Annotated in this window: 15 protein-coding genes and 1 tRNA gene; 3 read left to right on the plus strand and 13 right to left on the minus strand. The window is 50.7% G+C overall.

Annotated features, from left to right (window positions below):
- Positions 1-22: 22 nt before the first annotated feature.
- Positions 23-457 (plus strand): hypothetical protein, encoded by a 435-nt coding sequence (locus PJI16_02335; protein ID MDT3776396.1) that lies wholly within the window; start codon positions 23-25, stop codon positions 455-457.
- A gap of 47 nt (positions 458-504) precedes the next feature.
- Positions 505-732 carry a hypothetical protein gene (locus PJI16_02340; GenBank protein MDT3776397.1) on the plus strand — a complete coding sequence of 76 codons (228 nt, stop codon included), beginning with the start codon at positions 505-507 and terminating at the stop codon, positions 730-732.
- 1 nt (position 733) lies between these two features.
- Here PJI16_02340 and PJI16_02345 read toward each other — a convergent pair whose 3' ends face one another.
- Together PJI16_02345 and PJI16_02350 are read right to left on the minus strand one after the other, a co-directional pair.
- On the minus strand, positions 734-1,777 hold the full coding sequence (locus PJI16_02345) for a phytoene/squalene synthase family protein (GenBank protein ID MDT3776398.1): 1,044 nt from the start codon (positions 1,775-1,777) through the stop codon (positions 734-736).
- Between the two features lie 5 nt (positions 1,778-1,782).
- Entirely contained in the window at positions 1,783-2,220 is a 438-nt protein-coding gene (locus PJI16_02350; GenBank protein ID MDT3776399.1) for a cupredoxin domain-containing protein, read from the minus strand.
- Positions 2,221-2,444: 224 nt separating this feature from the next.
- On the opposite strand from PJI16_02350, the gene htpX reads away from it, so the two are divergent.
- On the plus strand, positions 2,445-3,329 hold the full coding sequence (gene htpX / locus PJI16_02355; protein ID MDT3776400.1) for a protease HtpX: 885 nt from the start codon (positions 2,445-2,447) through the stop codon (positions 3,327-3,329).
- 147 nt (positions 3,330-3,476) lie between these two features.
- On the opposite strand, the gene PJI16_02360 is transcribed toward htpX, so the two are convergent.
- The 11 genes from PJI16_02360 to trmL all read right to left on the minus strand — a co-directional run bounded on the left by PJI16_02360 (position 3,477) and on the right by trmL (position 13,807).
- Positions 3,477-3,809 carry a hypothetical protein gene (locus PJI16_02360; protein ID MDT3776401.1) on the minus strand — a complete coding sequence of 111 codons (333 nt, stop codon included), beginning with the start codon at positions 3,807-3,809 and terminating at the stop codon, positions 3,477-3,479.
- A gap of 469 nt (positions 3,810-4,278) precedes the next feature.
- Positions 4,279-4,353, minus strand: a tRNA-Gly gene (locus PJI16_02365).
- Between the two features lie 124 nt (positions 4,354-4,477).
- The gene (tyrS, locus tag PJI16_02370; GenBank protein MDT3776402.1) at positions 4,478-5,701 is read right to left on the minus strand and encodes a tyrosine--tRNA ligase; all 1,224 of its coding nucleotides are present in this window, start codon (positions 5,699-5,701) and stop codon (positions 4,478-4,480) included.
- A 31-nt stretch (positions 5,702-5,732) separates the two neighbouring features.
- Positions 5,733-6,296 (minus strand): helix-hairpin-helix domain-containing protein, encoded by a 564-nt coding sequence (locus tag PJI16_02375; protein ID MDT3776403.1) that lies wholly within the window; start codon positions 6,294-6,296, stop codon positions 5,733-5,735.
- A gap of 31 nt (positions 6,297-6,327) precedes the next feature.
- The gene (gene lpdA / locus PJI16_02380) at positions 6,328-7,728 is read right to left on the minus strand and encodes a dihydrolipoyl dehydrogenase (protein ID MDT3776404.1); all 1,401 of its coding nucleotides are present in this window, start codon (positions 7,726-7,728) and stop codon (positions 6,328-6,330) included.
- Entirely contained in the window at positions 7,725-8,111 is a 387-nt protein-coding gene (gene gcvH / locus PJI16_02385; protein ID MDT3776405.1) for a glycine cleavage system protein GcvH, read from the minus strand. The genes lpdA and gcvH overlap by 4 nt, the downstream gene beginning before the upstream one ends.
- A gap of 110 nt (positions 8,112-8,221) precedes the next feature.
- Positions 8,222-9,685 carry a hypothetical protein gene (locus PJI16_02390; GenBank protein ID MDT3776406.1) on the minus strand — a complete coding sequence of 488 codons (1,464 nt, stop codon included), beginning with the start codon at positions 9,683-9,685 and terminating at the stop codon, positions 8,222-8,224.
- 234 nt (positions 9,686-9,919) lie between these two features.
- Complete coding sequence (gene ndk, locus PJI16_02395; GenBank protein MDT3776407.1) at positions 9,920-10,336, minus strand: nucleoside-diphosphate kinase; 417 nt, start codon at positions 10,334-10,336, stop codon at positions 9,920-9,922.
- A 100-nt stretch (positions 10,337-10,436) separates the two neighbouring features.
- Positions 10,437-11,732 carry an alpha-amylase gene (locus tag PJI16_02400; GenBank protein MDT3776408.1) on the minus strand — a complete coding sequence of 432 codons (1,296 nt, stop codon included), beginning with the start codon at positions 11,730-11,732 and terminating at the stop codon, positions 10,437-10,439.
- A 10-nt stretch (positions 11,733-11,742) separates the two neighbouring features.
- On the minus strand, positions 11,743-13,101 hold the full coding sequence (locus tag PJI16_02405; protein ID MDT3776409.1) for a 2-dehydropantoate 2-reductase: 1,359 nt from the start codon (positions 13,099-13,101) through the stop codon (positions 11,743-11,745).
- 241 nt (positions 13,102-13,342) lie between these two features.
- On the minus strand, positions 13,343-13,807 hold the full coding sequence (trmL, locus tag PJI16_02410; protein MDT3776410.1) for a tRNA (uridine(34)/cytosine(34)/5-carboxymethylaminomethyluridine(34)-2'-O)-methyltransferase TrmL: 465 nt from the start codon (positions 13,805-13,807) through the stop codon (positions 13,343-13,345).
- Positions 13,808-13,950 lie beyond the last annotated feature (143 nt).

The following is a 13,950-nucleotide window of genomic DNA, read 5'->3' on the forward strand; positions in this document are numbered from 1 at the left end:
CCTGGCACATGGTCTTCATCTTATGGGCAATGAAGAGAAATGGAAAGCCAACTTACGGAAAGTAGCCTTTTTAAAGTCCTTTCCCGGTTGGATCTCCTCCTGGGAACAGGGGATTGGAGCCACCATTGAACAGGTCCTTCCCATTCCCGGGCATGCTCCCCATGCCGTCCTCCTTTTAACTGAAGGCCGCTTTGTTGTCACCGCACCCGTGCATGACGAGCCGCAAATGGTCACAGCGGGACTCATGTCCGCTCGTCCACATCTTGAGTCCATTCATGCGGGCGCGTTTACGGAATATGATCACCTGACCCGTCTGGATCAGGATCTTGGACGCATGGCCAGGTTAGAGAATATTCTGAACGCCATTGATAACAATCTTGATCGAATTCCTGAGCTCAAAACGCGCATTCAGGAATTGGTCAAACAATGGGAGAAGGAGAATCATCAATCACAATGAATATGCTTGAAATGTTTTCCGGAGCCCTTTTTGAAGGAGTAAAGCCTATGATGGTGAGAAGAGACCACTTGGTCCGACATCCGGACCGTTGTACCCATAATTCGATTTGCATTCCAATTTGTCCGACGGGAGCCTGGCTCTCGACGCCTCCCTACAAGTTCGATTCGTCACGATGCATGGAATCGTGCCGTCTCTGTCTGGATGCCTGTCCAACTCAGGCCATTTACGGAGTCTTTCTCAAGGGGGAAAAACTTCTCTCACCGAAACAAGAATAAATTAGACAATACGCTTCCTCCAATATCCCCAATAGGCCGTACCCACTGTGCCACAGCCACCCGTAAGTCCCGTGGAGGCCACGATTTGATAGACATCGCTCCGTGCAATTTTGATGGGTGAGTTCGGACTCAGCACGAGCGGTGACACCGACAATTGTTGCAAAGTACGGATCCCAATCAAAATCGGCCACATGCAGGCCAAACGCAGGCGAATCTCCATTCGAGGAATGGCCATCGTATAGCGCCAACCTTGATCTAAATGATCTCGAGCCTCTTGAATCAATTTTCTGAAGAGGGGGCGAAATGCCTGAACAGAAGTTTCATCGAGTAGCTGATGAGGAGCAAGAGCCACTTGATCCAGCAACACCGTCGGAATATAGCACCGCCCATTCCTCAAATCCCGTGGCAAATCCCGAAGAATATTCACCATCTGCAACCCCTTCCCATAGCGAATGCCTAAGGGAATCATGCAGGCCTGATCCCACCCCCGAAATCCCGCGAGGTGACTGCATACCATCTTCGTCCAAAATTCCCCCACGCATCCCGCAACCGCATACGTGTAATATTCAAAATCGTGAATCGCCTGTAATGCTCGTACCGCCTCCCCATCCGTTTTTTGAGGAAATTGGTGGAGGTCAAATTGCATTCCTCCAATCAGTACTGAAAGAACCTGCGCAATCTGAGACCGGTCGGTTGGACTGAATTTTTGGTAAATTCGGAAACACCCCTCTAATTCTTCCAATAAGCGACGCTCATCGGGATTGGATTGTTGGGTAAGTACTTGCCCCTGGATTTTTTTGATCTGCGCCAAATCAGGGACGCTTCCCCACAACTGCCCCTTTAAAAGACGTAAACATTCCAGACGAACCCCATCCTCTAAGTCCCCTGTATCGGCAATGGTGTCCGCAGCCCTGGCCAGCAAGTAGGCCAGACCAATTTGCGAACGAACGGCACGAGGCAGAATGGCGAGGGTTAAATAAAAGGAGCGGGAAACCCGTTTGAGCACGTCACCGAGAAGATGTTGATCCGATGGAGAAAGGCGCATGAGAGCTAGCGGACGATGAGACGGCCTTCCATCCCTTGCTCACGATGCGTGGGAAAGAACAGGAGCTGTTTATCGCAATAAAATGGATAAATGCCGGGCTCGGTCAAGGTAAGGGTGACGGCCTTAGTGTCGCCGCTGGAAATATCCACATCCACCAGACGAATGCCGCTAGGACCATCCAGCAAAAAATTGTGAGGAACTAAAAATGACTGATTACTCAGAGTCAGTGTCACCGGTGTACCCGTTTTGACCACAAATTCGGATGGCGTAAAAGCGTAACTTTCCATACTGATCATCACCTGTTGTCCGAAGGGTTCCTCCACCAAAGACAAGGAAGACTCTGAGGTTTGAGCGTAAAGGCCATCGGAAAGACTCCAATAACCCATCATTAGAACAAGACCCAATATCAATCGTGTATAATAAAATTCAGAATGGATACCCATGAAAAATGATCTCTTCATCCGGAAAGATATCATAACGGTTTTTCATCCGAGGGTCACGTCTTTCCCACTCTTGACTCTCAAGGAAAAGGTGTTATCTTCCAACATGTTGAACCCTAACAGTCATTTTTTGGACAATCGTGAAGAGAACAGGAAAATCTTTCATGAAGTCGAACACATTAGCGTTTTTCCACCAATGGATGTGGAACAATTAAGGGAGATTGTCTATGAAAAAATTTAAAGGAATTGGTTTATTACTAATTGCCAATATCCTCATCTTTATCACCCTCTCAATTTCGTTCACTGTCTTATCGGAGATGATTCTCCCGGCCTTCGGGATTGATCTCCGTGGATCATTGGCTCAACAGGACCTGTTATGGGCCTTTGTCATCGGATTTGGCGGTGCCTTTATCAGTTTGGCCTTTTCCAAACAAATGGCCAGGGCTTTTATTGATTGCACCCAAATTACGGAACCCCGTTCCCAGGCTGAAAGACTCGTGTATGAGACAGTCCAAAAAATATCTGAAAAGTTAGGTATTTCGATGCCGGAGGTCTGGATTTATGAATCACCGGATCCCAATGCGTTTGCCACCGGGCCAACAAAAAACAACTCCATGGTGGCCGTCTCAACCGGTCTGCTCAACAATCTTAATGAAGGTGAAGTTCGAGCCGTCCTGGCTCATGAAATGGGCCATGTCTACAACGGGGATATGTTTACCACCACCGTGTTGGCAGGCTTGATGAATACATTTGTCTACTTTATTAGTCGATTTATCTATCGGCAGGTGGCAGAACGGAATGAGGCTTTAGGATTTGGAGTGTATATCGTTTTGCAAATCGTTCTCTCCGTCTTGGCGATGATTCCGATTAGCTGGTGGTCCCGCCGTCGGGAATTTGCAGCAGACCGATTTGCAGCCAACACGGTAGGCAAAGAACATATGATCTCTGCCCTGGAGGGCATTGATCGTTGGGTGCAACGTACCCAATTTGATTATAGCTCCCAAGATGCCCTGGCAACGATGAAAATTTCTGGCAAATCACAAAGTTTCATGCAAATATTTGCCACTCACCCGCCGATTGAAGCGAGAGTGAATGCATTACGGCAACTCTAATTTCTAAGATAAGCATAACCTGAAAAAGGGACTCGGCATGGCCAAGTCCCTTTTTTTTTATCTGCATTTCAGAGTGGCCTCAATCTCTTGCGGCTAGGGAATAAGCAATTGCTTAAAGAAATTGCCTAGGGTAGGAATTAAGGAGGCTTAATTTAGCGTTCTGGCATCGCATTCATGGCTAAAAACTACAGGGAACTCTTTCATCCCATGCATGGAAAGAATAGGAAGGAGCGAGGCCGGAGGTTGAAGGAGCGCAACCGGAATACCTAAGCCCTGAAGATGATAGAGTCCATACGCACACAAGGTCAGCCCCATCGGACCAATGGATTCCACATCAGAAAAATCAACTAGGACCTTTCGATTTTCCAAACTCATAGCTCGTTCTGCCGCCTTTTCAAACATTTCCCCAAGGGAATGATCCGGCAAACTAAATACACGAACAATAACCGCATCCGGTAAGATCTGAAGACCCCATTGCATTAGAAAATCCTCCTCCTGCCTGCAACGAATTTGTTGACTTAACTGCGCCACTTATCCATACAGGATTGAGTGAACCCCTTGAACCACACCCCTACAATTCCCTATTTGAACTAGAGCTGCCATTTTGAACCCGCGCACTTATTGGGCACCAACAAACCACTGTTTGTTGTCCTGATCAGGCCACAATCCTGAGAGAATGGAAAGGGATTGAAGGGCAAGCAATGGTCTGAGGCGTGAAAAACAAAAAGCCCAATGAGGAATTGGTAAAATTAGACTAAGATGACATTAGGACCATTGGGTATCCCAATGAGAGTTAAAGGAGAGATGTATCTTTCCATCACAAGAGATAATTACTGCCATGATATCCGGGGGTGGTCGTGAACGAAGGCCCTATAATTCCTTGCCTAATAAAACCAGAAAAAACCAGAACGCTAAACCAGAGGAAGAGGAAGGAATGGGTGGATTGTATTGGAGCGGGCGAGGGGATTTGAACCCCCGACAACTTGCTTGGGAAGCAAGGACTCTACCACTGAGCTACGCCCGCTCACGAGGTCAGGATTCGCATTCTAGGTGTGGATTGAAGCTTAGTCAAGGTACAAGAAGAATTGAATAGTTAGTGTGTTTCCTCAGTTGGCGAAGCCTGCCGCTTCTGGTTACATCCGAAAAATCTACTCAGTGAATTCAATAATTGCGAATTTTCGCTTGCCAATTTTCATCGGGTAGGATCGGCCAGGCTCAAAGGTCATCATTCCGTTGGGATCGGCAAGCTTGTCTCCGTCCACCTGGACCCCACCCTGGGAAACGAGCCGTCTGGCTTCAGATTTACTGGGCACTAAGCCGGTCCGCATCAAAACGTCCACGACAGACAGGGAATAATCTTGCGAGTTATTAAAATCCGTGGGTGAGAGTTTCACATGGGCATCCGGCTCATCGGGAAAATCCCGCTTTTGAAATCGCTGTTTAAAATCTGCCTTGGCCTCTTCCACAGCATCACTTCCATGATATTGACGAACGATCTGCTCGGCCAGCGCCATTTTGGCTTCCATCGGATGCTGCCGCTTGACCTTATCCAAATTGCTAACCGTCAGGAGTTCGTAATACCGAAGCATCAGTTCATCGCTAATAGACATCAGCTTGCCGAACATGTCTGCCGGACGATCTTCCAAGGCGATATAATTTCCAAAGCTCTTACTCATTTTCCGGACCCCATCGGTGCCTTCTAACAACGGCATCGTGAGCACCACCTGCGGCTTTTGTCCGTAATCCCGCTGCAAATCACGCCCGACGAGCAGGTTAAACTTCTGATCGGTTCCACCCAACTCGACATCGGCTTCCAACACCACCGAGTCATACCCCTGAACCAGGGGATACAGAAATTCATGCACGCTAATATGTTTTTGATCCCGGTATCGATTTGAGAAATCGTCCCGTTCCAACATCCGCGCCACGCTATAATGTGAACACAACTCCACCATTTTTTCGACCCGCATTCCACTCATCCAGTGGCTATTAAATTCGATACGGGTTTTCTGAGGATCCAGCGTTTTAAAAATTTGTTGTTCATAGGTTTTCGCATTGGCCAGCACTTGTTCTTTCGTCAGCGCTACACGGGTTTCCGACACGCCGGTCGGATCGCCGATCATGCCCGTAAAATCGCCAATGAGAAAAATAACTTGATGGCCTAACTCCTGAAAGTGCTTGAGTTTTTGAATTAACACCGTATGGCCCAGATGCAGGTCCGGCGCCGTGGGATCAAATCCGGCTTTAATATTGAGAGGACGCTGTTCCTTCAGTGACTCCGCTAATTTGGCCTTTAATTCGTCGAGCTGAATGACCTCCACGGTTCCCCGAAGAATCAGATCCAGTTGCCGGTTAATTTCTGAAGTTGTCATTTTATGAGCCACGCTGTGTGAAAGTGAAAAATTAACTCCCGATACCTATCGCCTTGGTTGAGACTCCTACACCGACAAAGGGGCGCAGTAGCTCCAACCGTTTTTCTCCAATACCCGGCACAAGTACCAGGTCCTCAATGTGTCGAAATGCTCCATGGGAAGTTCGGTGCGCCACAATTCGTCCGGCAAGGACCGGTCCAATGCCAGGAAGATGTTCTAATTCAGCCAAGGTGCCGTCGTTCAAATCCACGGTCACCACCGCGATTTCACGGGTTGGTTCCGGTTCATCTTCCACCATCACTTGAAGAGGGTATACGACATCTCTCCCCGAATGAGGCGCCACGTTCACAACTTCGGCGGGATGATCAGCGGAACCGGAAAGGATTGTGCGTGATTCGAGAACACCTGAATTTTCGAGGGGAACGCCTGGAGAAATCGCTAGCTGCGGCCACCCGACCCAATAGACGAAACACACGCCTGCCCCCAAAAAGGCCAATTTCAATAGAAGAGAGACTCTGCAGGAAAATTCGCCTGAATGCCTATCAGGCCATTGCAACGACCCGGCTCGCAATCCCCTTGGTTTAACGTCATTCATGGTGCATCAATGACCACATCTCACGGCATTATTACCGCTTTCGCACCTGATGAATCGCCATGCCCTCCACATCCTCAGCCGCCTCCATCAACCCCTCCGAAAATGTCGGATGAGCATGGATCATGTTGGCAAGATCCTCGACGGTCAACCCACCCTGCATCGCCATAGCGGCTTCATGAATAAGGTCCGCCGCATGGGCACCGATAATATGGACGCCAAGGATTTTCCTGGTCTGTTCATCCGAAATCACTTTGAAATGGCCAAATGGCTCTCCGACAGCCTGGGCTTTTCCGAGACCGGCATATTTGAATCGTCCGATCGCGACGGCCAAACCACGTTCGCGGGCTTGGGCCTCGGTCAGCCCGACTCGCCCGATTTCCGGCAAGGTAAATATTCCCGCAGGAATGACATCATAATTAATGGCCTGCGGCCGGCCCATCGCGTTTGAGACCGCCACCTTTCCTTGAGCCGACGCAACATGAGCCAACATGAATTTTCCCGTCACATCTCCAATCGCATAAATACCGAGAACGGAGGTTTCCATTTTTTCGTTGACCAGAATTTCACCCTTGCTTCCGATCTCAACCCCAACCTGATCCAGCCCTAATTGGCCGGAGTTCAAACGACGCCCGACCGAAACCAGCAGGTGGCCGGCAACCAGCTCTTCTCCCGAAGCCAGCGTCACTCGCACGCCTTCATCAACTGCGGTCCATTTGGAAATCTGCGTATTGAGATAAAGTTGAATCTTGCGTTTCTTCAATTCACGGGTCATGGTGGAGATGGTATCTTCATCCTCGAGAGGCAGCACCGAAGGCATCATTTCCACGACGCTCACTTCCGATCCCAGCCCGCTCAACAGGCAGGCGAACTCACAGCCTTCTACCCCGGCGCCGACAATCACCATGCTCCTGGGGATCTCCGTTAAATCCAACGCGTCTTTACTGGTCAGCACCCGTTGACCATCAATAGGAAACTGAGGCAGTTGAGGCCAGGAAGAACCGGTGGCAAGAATAATGGCATCGGCATCAAGGGTGGAGGAAGACCCATCAGGGTGGGTAATCCGTACCTGCCGGTTACTGACTAATTCGCCCCGCCCCGGCACGTGCGTAATTTTCCACTGCTTCAATAACGTGCCAATCCCCTTCACCAACCCGCGAACCACTTCCTCCTTGCGCGCGACCATGCGGGCAAGATCATAGGTCACCGGCCCTTCAATGTTGAGGCCAAACGGCTGGGCATGCCGAACCCGTTCACCGAGATCAATAAAGCCCAACAGGGTTTTACTGGGAATACAGCCCCAATTCAGGCACACCCCCCCCAGCACCTGTTCTTCCAGGATCGTCACCGTAGCCCCTAATTGAGCGGCACGTATCGCGGCCACATACCCACCAGGGCCTGATCCGATAATCACGATGCGGGGAGACACGGTCATGATTCCTGTGAGGCTAAAAATGCCGTGTATTGCTCCGGCGTCATCAACGCATCCACTTCACCGGGGTTGGCTAATTCCAGCACCGCGATCCACCCCTTTCCATAGGGATCCTGATTGAGCAGTTCGGGATGGTCTTGAAGCTCTGCGTTGACTTCGAGAATTTTTCCGGTCACCGGCGTGTAAATCGTCGAGGTGGCCTTGGTCGACTCCACTTCGCCCAACTGATCTTCAGCCTGCAATGAGGTTCCTACTTTAGGAACGTCCACAAAGACCACATCCCCCAGGGCATCCTGAGCAAATTGACTGATGCCTAACGTCGCCTTGTTCCCTTCAACGCGAATCCATTCGTGCTCCTTGTGATAACGTAAATCCTGTGGCTCCATTACAACCCCCTTTTGTTCAAAACGATGATGGCGTTCATATGTGTGTGCCTCCCATGCACGAGGTTGAGTGGGTGCACCCACCTCTATAGGCCAGAGACATCAGAGAAAAATCAAGAAAAGGCGCGAATATCGTGTACGATACCAATTCCCGAAGGAAACTCATCAAGAAGTGACGCGCTGCCCCCGGCTGTTCCCGGCGCAATGCGCTTTCCTCTCTCCGCCGGCATACTCACCCACACCCGCCGCGGATCATCAAGCACAGGAAGCAAGCGGGTCAACACAGCCTTTGTTGAGATGCGCCGGAGCTTCTCAATCGCCGACAGTTGATCAGACGATGAATGACGATCAATTTCCGGTCGCACAAAGAAAAAGGAAAACGGGCGCCGGATGGCTTCCATGGCATCCTGGGCATAGTCCACTAAAGCCCGAACCGGATCGGTCAATCCATGCGGGTGGAGTTCCAGACCACATTGAACCGTCAAATGGCGTTTGCGAAGCTGGCCCATCAACTGCTCAACCACCGTCAATCGCTCGCGAGCCTTCCACCCGGCCCATCGCCAAAACGCGGAATCTTCTTCAAGAGCGCTTGTACCCTGTGTTGATCGACTCGACACTTTCGATGCTCTGAGAGGATCAAACCCTGATTGGAATGCACGCACGGGATCAAAGCTCACACCGAATGCGGTTTGAAAACGGGTTAACCCCGAACGGGATATCCCGTCATACATCCCCATGGGATAATCGTCGAGAAACACCAGACCGTCTACACCCTCCCCGGAAAGTTGTGCCAGAAAGTCATCGAGAAACCGTTGATACTCTGGATGAAACAGATCAAAAAATCTGGAATCCTGAGCCTGACGGGTGGTCACATTATAGGTGCGGTCTCGCCATTTCGGCAAAGGAGAATCGTGCCAATTGCCGACACAACGCAGATTCACTCCCACGTACACCAACAGATGCACCTGATGACTTCGTTCCACATATGAGCGCAAGAGCGCTTGTAGATCAATCAGATGCCGAGGCGCCTTCGACGTCCGCGATGGATCGGTGTGGAATCCGGCTCCCTCACAACCCAAATCAATCAACAGGGTGGTGATTCCATCGGCTTTCATCTTTTTAATTCCCTGGTCAAAACCTCCACTGGCCGGCAATTGTTCAAGAGTTAACCTTATGGCCTGAGTATCGAGAGGAGGCATCGCAAAATTCTCAAGTAACCGTTGAAGTTCACTGAATTGCAACTGAGCATCAGCCTGATAGGGATTGGTACTCCCCGCAACGGCAAGCGTGCGGTATTGATCTCTGGCGGACTCCCATTCCCCCACCTGACGATAGGATTGAGCCAGCAACCAACGGCTTTGGACTTCAATCGATTCTTCAGGAAGAAGCGCCAGCAGCCGCGTGAGCCCGCTGATGGTTTGAGGATAGGCTTTCTCCTCAAAATATGCTTTCGATTGTTGAAAGAGTTGTGAATGGATTCGGTGAATATCCGGAGAGACTCCGGGTAGGGATGGCGCGCCTCCTTCATCACGATCCGGTACGGATTCGACAGCAGGAGGAGGAATGGCACCACTCACCGGTGGTCCCTGCGGAGGGCGTGTCCGTCCGCACCCGGCCAAGAGCCCCAGACACAGGGCCAGACTACAAATTATTAGCCAGGTTCTCATACGGCATTAGGTGTATACGTGCAGAGGGACATGAGCCCAAAACCAATACACTATATCTATAAGAAGAGACAGGTATGCCCGCCGATGTCGGCGGGCATCATGCCAAGGTCATTGAGCACCAACCAATTTAGTTTGGTCTTTTCACTAGCCTAGATTGGATTCCGCGAAAAAGTACCGAATCTCAATTAGAGCATTTTCCGCAGAATCGGACCCATGCACCGCATTGGCCTCAATAGAAGCGCCATGCGCAGCCCGAATGGTGCCAGGATCGGCTTTCTTGGGATCGGTTGCCCCCATCAGATCACGGTGTTTTTTGACGGCATCCTTTCCTTCCAACACCACGACCACCACTGGCCCAGAGCTCATATAGGTGGTCAAGTCTTTAAAAAATGGGCGTTCTCGATGGACAGCATAGAACCCTTCTGCCATCCCTTGGGATAACCGCATCATTTTCATAGCAACCGGAAATAACCCGGCTTCCTCATACCGGCGGACAATATCACCAATCGCATGCTTGGCCACCGCATCAGGTTTAATAATTGCTAACGTCCGCTCTGACATACCTTCTCGTCCTTTCCCAAAAATCCCATAATAAAACCCTGTGAATAAGAAAGGAGCATTTTACGGCCCCATCTATTCAGTTGCAATCTCAAGACCACACTTAAAAGTCTGTAATCACAATGACTTCGGCTGGCTGAAACACCACTCGCTCAGGCAGGGATTGGGAACCAGGATGCTGATCGAGCGAGCTGACACGCCACAGTCTGGGAGAAGACGGTAGGGCGCCCAACTCCCCGCTGGCCACATCAACCGGCTCATGAATATTCGTATTAAGACAGAGGAGTGCCCAACTGTGTGAATTTTCCAACGACCGCCGTTCCAAAACGCACAGATTGGAGTGGCTCATCGACCGTTGAACCAGCTCCCCCTCCCCTTGCCAAAGCGGCACTGCTAATTTCCAGTGATTTACCGCACGGATAAAATCCTGCAAATCCCACCGGGGTGACTCCCAATCATCGGGAGTGGTCTTCACCACATGCAACGACTTCTGAAATCCGAATTCATACCCCATCGGTATCATGAGGCCGGTGGAAAACAGCGCGGCAAAGGCATAGCGTTGCCGTTGGACCCCTTCATTCCCCCCTGATTCAGCCGCCAGACGCGGGGTGTCATGGGACTCAGGAAATCCAATGGACGGCATATTCTGAAATTCACGGTGCTGAGTTAAGCACCAGGCATCCTTGAAGTTCCACCACTTGGAACTATTACAAAAAAAGTGAAACCCCGCGTCTCCAAGTGCCCGCGTTTGCTCCAGGGTACAGCCCAGATTTTCCGCCCAAAAGACGGCCTGCGGATTCACCCGTTGCGCCCGATCAATCAAGAAACTCCACAACTCACCTGGAACTTTATAGGCCGCATCACATCGAAAACCCTGGAAGCCCAGCTCAAGATACCGGTCGACCAATTGCCCCCAAAACTCCCAGAGCTGCTCACGGTCCGGCGAATGCCGATTATCAATTTCGGCTAAGTCGCCCCACACCGTTTTCTTGCTGGGATCATCCGGATCAACCGCATAGGGATTTTCAACTTTTCCGTGTTCATCCCGCATATACCAGTCGGGATGTTGGGACACTAAGGATGAATCAATGGCTGTGTGGTTTAAGACCAGATCCACCATGGGCGCCAGGCCACATTGCGCGATACCTTGAAGGGTGGGCCGCAACACATCAAGTCGCTGGTCCTGAGTCCCTTCCGGAAGAAATGCCGGATTCAGAAGATTATATTCTTTGATGGCATATAAACTTCCCGAAAATCCGGGGAGATGAATGGGATTCACAAAGAGCCAATTAAATCCCATGCTTGCGGCTCGTTCCGCATGAGCAAGCCAGCGATCACAAGGACCGGCCAGGCGTGGAAACAGATTATAGACAAGGGGAACACGGTGCGAAGGCTGCATCAAGACACACCTACTCTTTCTCTGGACAGACTTGAGGTGGACGACTATCCGAAACCAGGCCTTTGGAAACGATCATGCTGCCGATCTGTTTCACATTGGCGCACAAGTCACCCAAGCCAGGGGTAACTAGCCGGAACGGCCCGCCGCGTTCGGTGGGAAAGGGCGCGCCATCCATTTCATACAACAAAATGCCAAACTCCACGGCTTGCTTTATCGTCAGACAGGCAGAAAATTTTCCATCCTGCGACTCAAAGGTCACATGGTCGGCTCCCACATCAAGCGTCACAACATCAAGTATTGCTTGAAGTTTAACGCCACGAATATTCATGCCGGGCATCAATGCGGGCAATTCAGAAATCTGATGCGCCGCAGGAAGTTTCGCCAGTGTCGTTCGCGTCAATTGCAGAGACTGCATGATGGCCCCGCCTACCTGAATCGTAGCCTCGACAGAAGGCTTGGATATAGTCATGGCCTTAATGAAGGCCGTTAACATGTCATTCATGGGAGTGGGCACGGCAAATGCTTTGCCTTGCCCGCTAATAAAACCGTTCAGCTCATCAATCTCAGTGGGCCGTCCGGCCAACCAATCATCATACATCGAGGTATGGATATCACGAAGTTCTTGAGCCCATTTAACGACCTTCTGCGGCATATCCTCGTCCAACGGCACACGGTGCGCCGCCATGGCCACGGCCGAGACCTCCCGCACGATGGTCGCGATGACCGGTTGGAACTCCGGATGATCCAGGGCTTTCGCCACCCGGTCATTCAGCAATACCGTCAAGGGGTTAAACACACAATTCCAACACATTTTCTCCCATTTCGCGCGCCGGATATCAGGATTGATGAAACAGGGAAGTCCTCCACCTTTAAATAATTCCAGTATGACTTGAAGTCTTGAGGTCTCCATCCCCAACGGTTCGCCAATGGCCAGCATCCCTTTTTTATAATGGTCAATGACTCCGGGCTCGGCGATCCTGGAATAGATAAAGGCCACCCCGCCCACAATCCGCTCACGGCCAAACCTGGCCATCAGGGTATCCTCAATCGTCACCCCATTTTGCAACGTCAGAATGGTGGTATCCGGTTTCAGCACCGGCTCTATCTGATCCATGACCTCATCCAGGTCATAGGCTTTAATCCCCAACACAATCAGATCCGGTTGGGGCAGTTCCTTGGGATCCGAAGCCACCTTGGGATGCACGGTAAAGCTCTCACCAATCGCGCTCCGGATGGTCAGCCCGTTTTTAGCAACTGCCTCCCTGGAACGCGGGCGCAGGAGAAACGACACGTTCGGATTGTGGCGAGACAGATGCGCACCGAAATATCCCCCAACCGAACCCGCCCCCACAAACAAAATCTCCTTCATCCGATGACCTTTCTTAATAGATAAAAATTTGTGTAATACTTTAGATATCTGGCGGCCAGTCTAAGCATTTATGAGATCTCAACAACATGGTCATCCTGAATTGGAAGCGAAGGGTCTGTGCCTAGGACGAACAGCCCTAGAACCCAGCAACATTCTTCGTTTCAGGATTACCCCGAGAAATGCCAAAAATGAAAGGCTCTACTCTAGCAGAATTAGCCTCTCTCGCCTACGGACCTTTAGCTTACTTGGCGCCATAAAACTGCAACTGGCGCCACGCCTCATAGACCACCACGGCCACCGCATTGCTCAAATTCAGGCTACGAGAGTCTGGCCGCATGGGAATGCGCAACCGATGGTCCGGAGGAAGGGCTTCCAGGATATGGGCAGGCAGGCCCCGCGTCTCGGGGCCAAAGTACAAAGCATCACCAGGTTGGAAGGCCACGTCATGATAGGGTCGCTGTCCTTTTGTAGTGATCGCAAAAATTCGTGAGGGCTTTTGAGCATCCAGGTAGTCCTGCAGCGTGGGATAATCCTTCATCCTGGCCAATTCATGATAATCCAACCCGGCCCGACGCGCCCGCTTATCATCCAACTCAAATCCCAGCGGATGAATCAGATGCAAACCGAATCCGGTATTGGCACATAACCGAATAATATTCCCGGTGTTCGGTGGAATTTCGGGTTCGTAGAGGACAACATCCAGCATCGTAGGAATTAAGGAACCGGATATGAGACTTCCATGAATACTTTCAAATAAGACAGACCGTCAGTCGAACAGCCTTCACTGTTCAATGCTGCCATTTTTGAGGAAAGCCGTGGTATGGGGGGCGGGGCTATGAAAAACTGGCA

The sequence above is a fragment of the Nitrospira sp. MA-1 genome (assembly GCA_032139905.1).
Lineage (GTDB): Bacteria > Nitrospirota > Nitrospiria > Nitrospirales > UBA8639 > Nitrospira_E.

Bases quoted from the DNA above. Each gene is read 5' to 3' on its own strand.
- PJI16_02360 (MDT3776401.1), bottom strand. From the start codon at position 3,809: ATGCAATGGGGTCTTCAGATCTTACCGGATGCGGTTATTGTTCGTGTA.
- PJI16_02345 (MDT3776398.1), bottom strand. From the start codon at position 1,777: ATGCGCCTTTCTCCATCGGATCAACATCTTCTCGGTGACGTGCTCAAA.
- PJI16_02405 (MDT3776409.1), bottom strand. From the start codon at position 13,101: ATGAAGGAGATTTTGTTTGTGGGGGCGGGTTCGGTTGGGGGATATTTC.
- PJI16_02335 (MDT3776396.1), top strand. From the start codon at position 23: ATGGGCAATGAAGAGAAATGGAAAGCCAACTTACGGAAAGTAGCCTTT.
- ndk (MDT3776407.1), bottom strand. From the start codon at position 10,336: ATGTCAGAGCGGACGTTAGCAATTATTAAACCTGATGCGGTGGCCAAG.
- PJI16_02350 (MDT3776399.1), bottom strand. From the start codon at position 2,220: ATGGGTATCCATTCTGAATTTTATTATACACGATTGATATTGGGTCTT.
- lpdA (MDT3776404.1), bottom strand. From the start codon at position 7,728: ATGACCGTGTCTCCCCGCATCGTGATTATCGGATCAGGCCCTGGTGGG.
- trmL (MDT3776410.1), bottom strand. From the start codon at position 13,807: ATGCTGGATGTTGTCCTCTACGAACCCGAAATTCCACCGAACACCGGG.
- tyrS (MDT3776402.1), bottom strand. From the start codon at position 5,701: ATGACAACTTCAGAAATTAACCGGCAACTGGATCTGATTCTTCGGGGA.
- PJI16_02400 (MDT3776408.1), bottom strand. From the start codon at position 11,732: ATGCAGCCTTCGCACCGTGTTCCCCTTGTCTATAATCTGTTTCCACGC.
- htpX (MDT3776400.1), top strand. From the start codon at position 2,445: ATGAAAAAATTTAAAGGAATTGGTTTATTACTAATTGCCAATATCCTC.
- PJI16_02340 (MDT3776397.1), top strand. From the start codon at position 505: ATGATGGTGAGAAGAGACCACTTGGTCCGACATCCGGACCGTTGTACC.
- gcvH (MDT3776405.1), bottom strand. From the start codon at position 8,111: ATGGAGCCACAGGATTTACGTTATCACAAGGAGCACGAATGGATTCGC.
- PJI16_02375 (MDT3776403.1), bottom strand. From the start codon at position 6,296: ATGAATGACGTTAAACCAAGGGGATTGCGAGCCGGGTCGTTGCAATGG.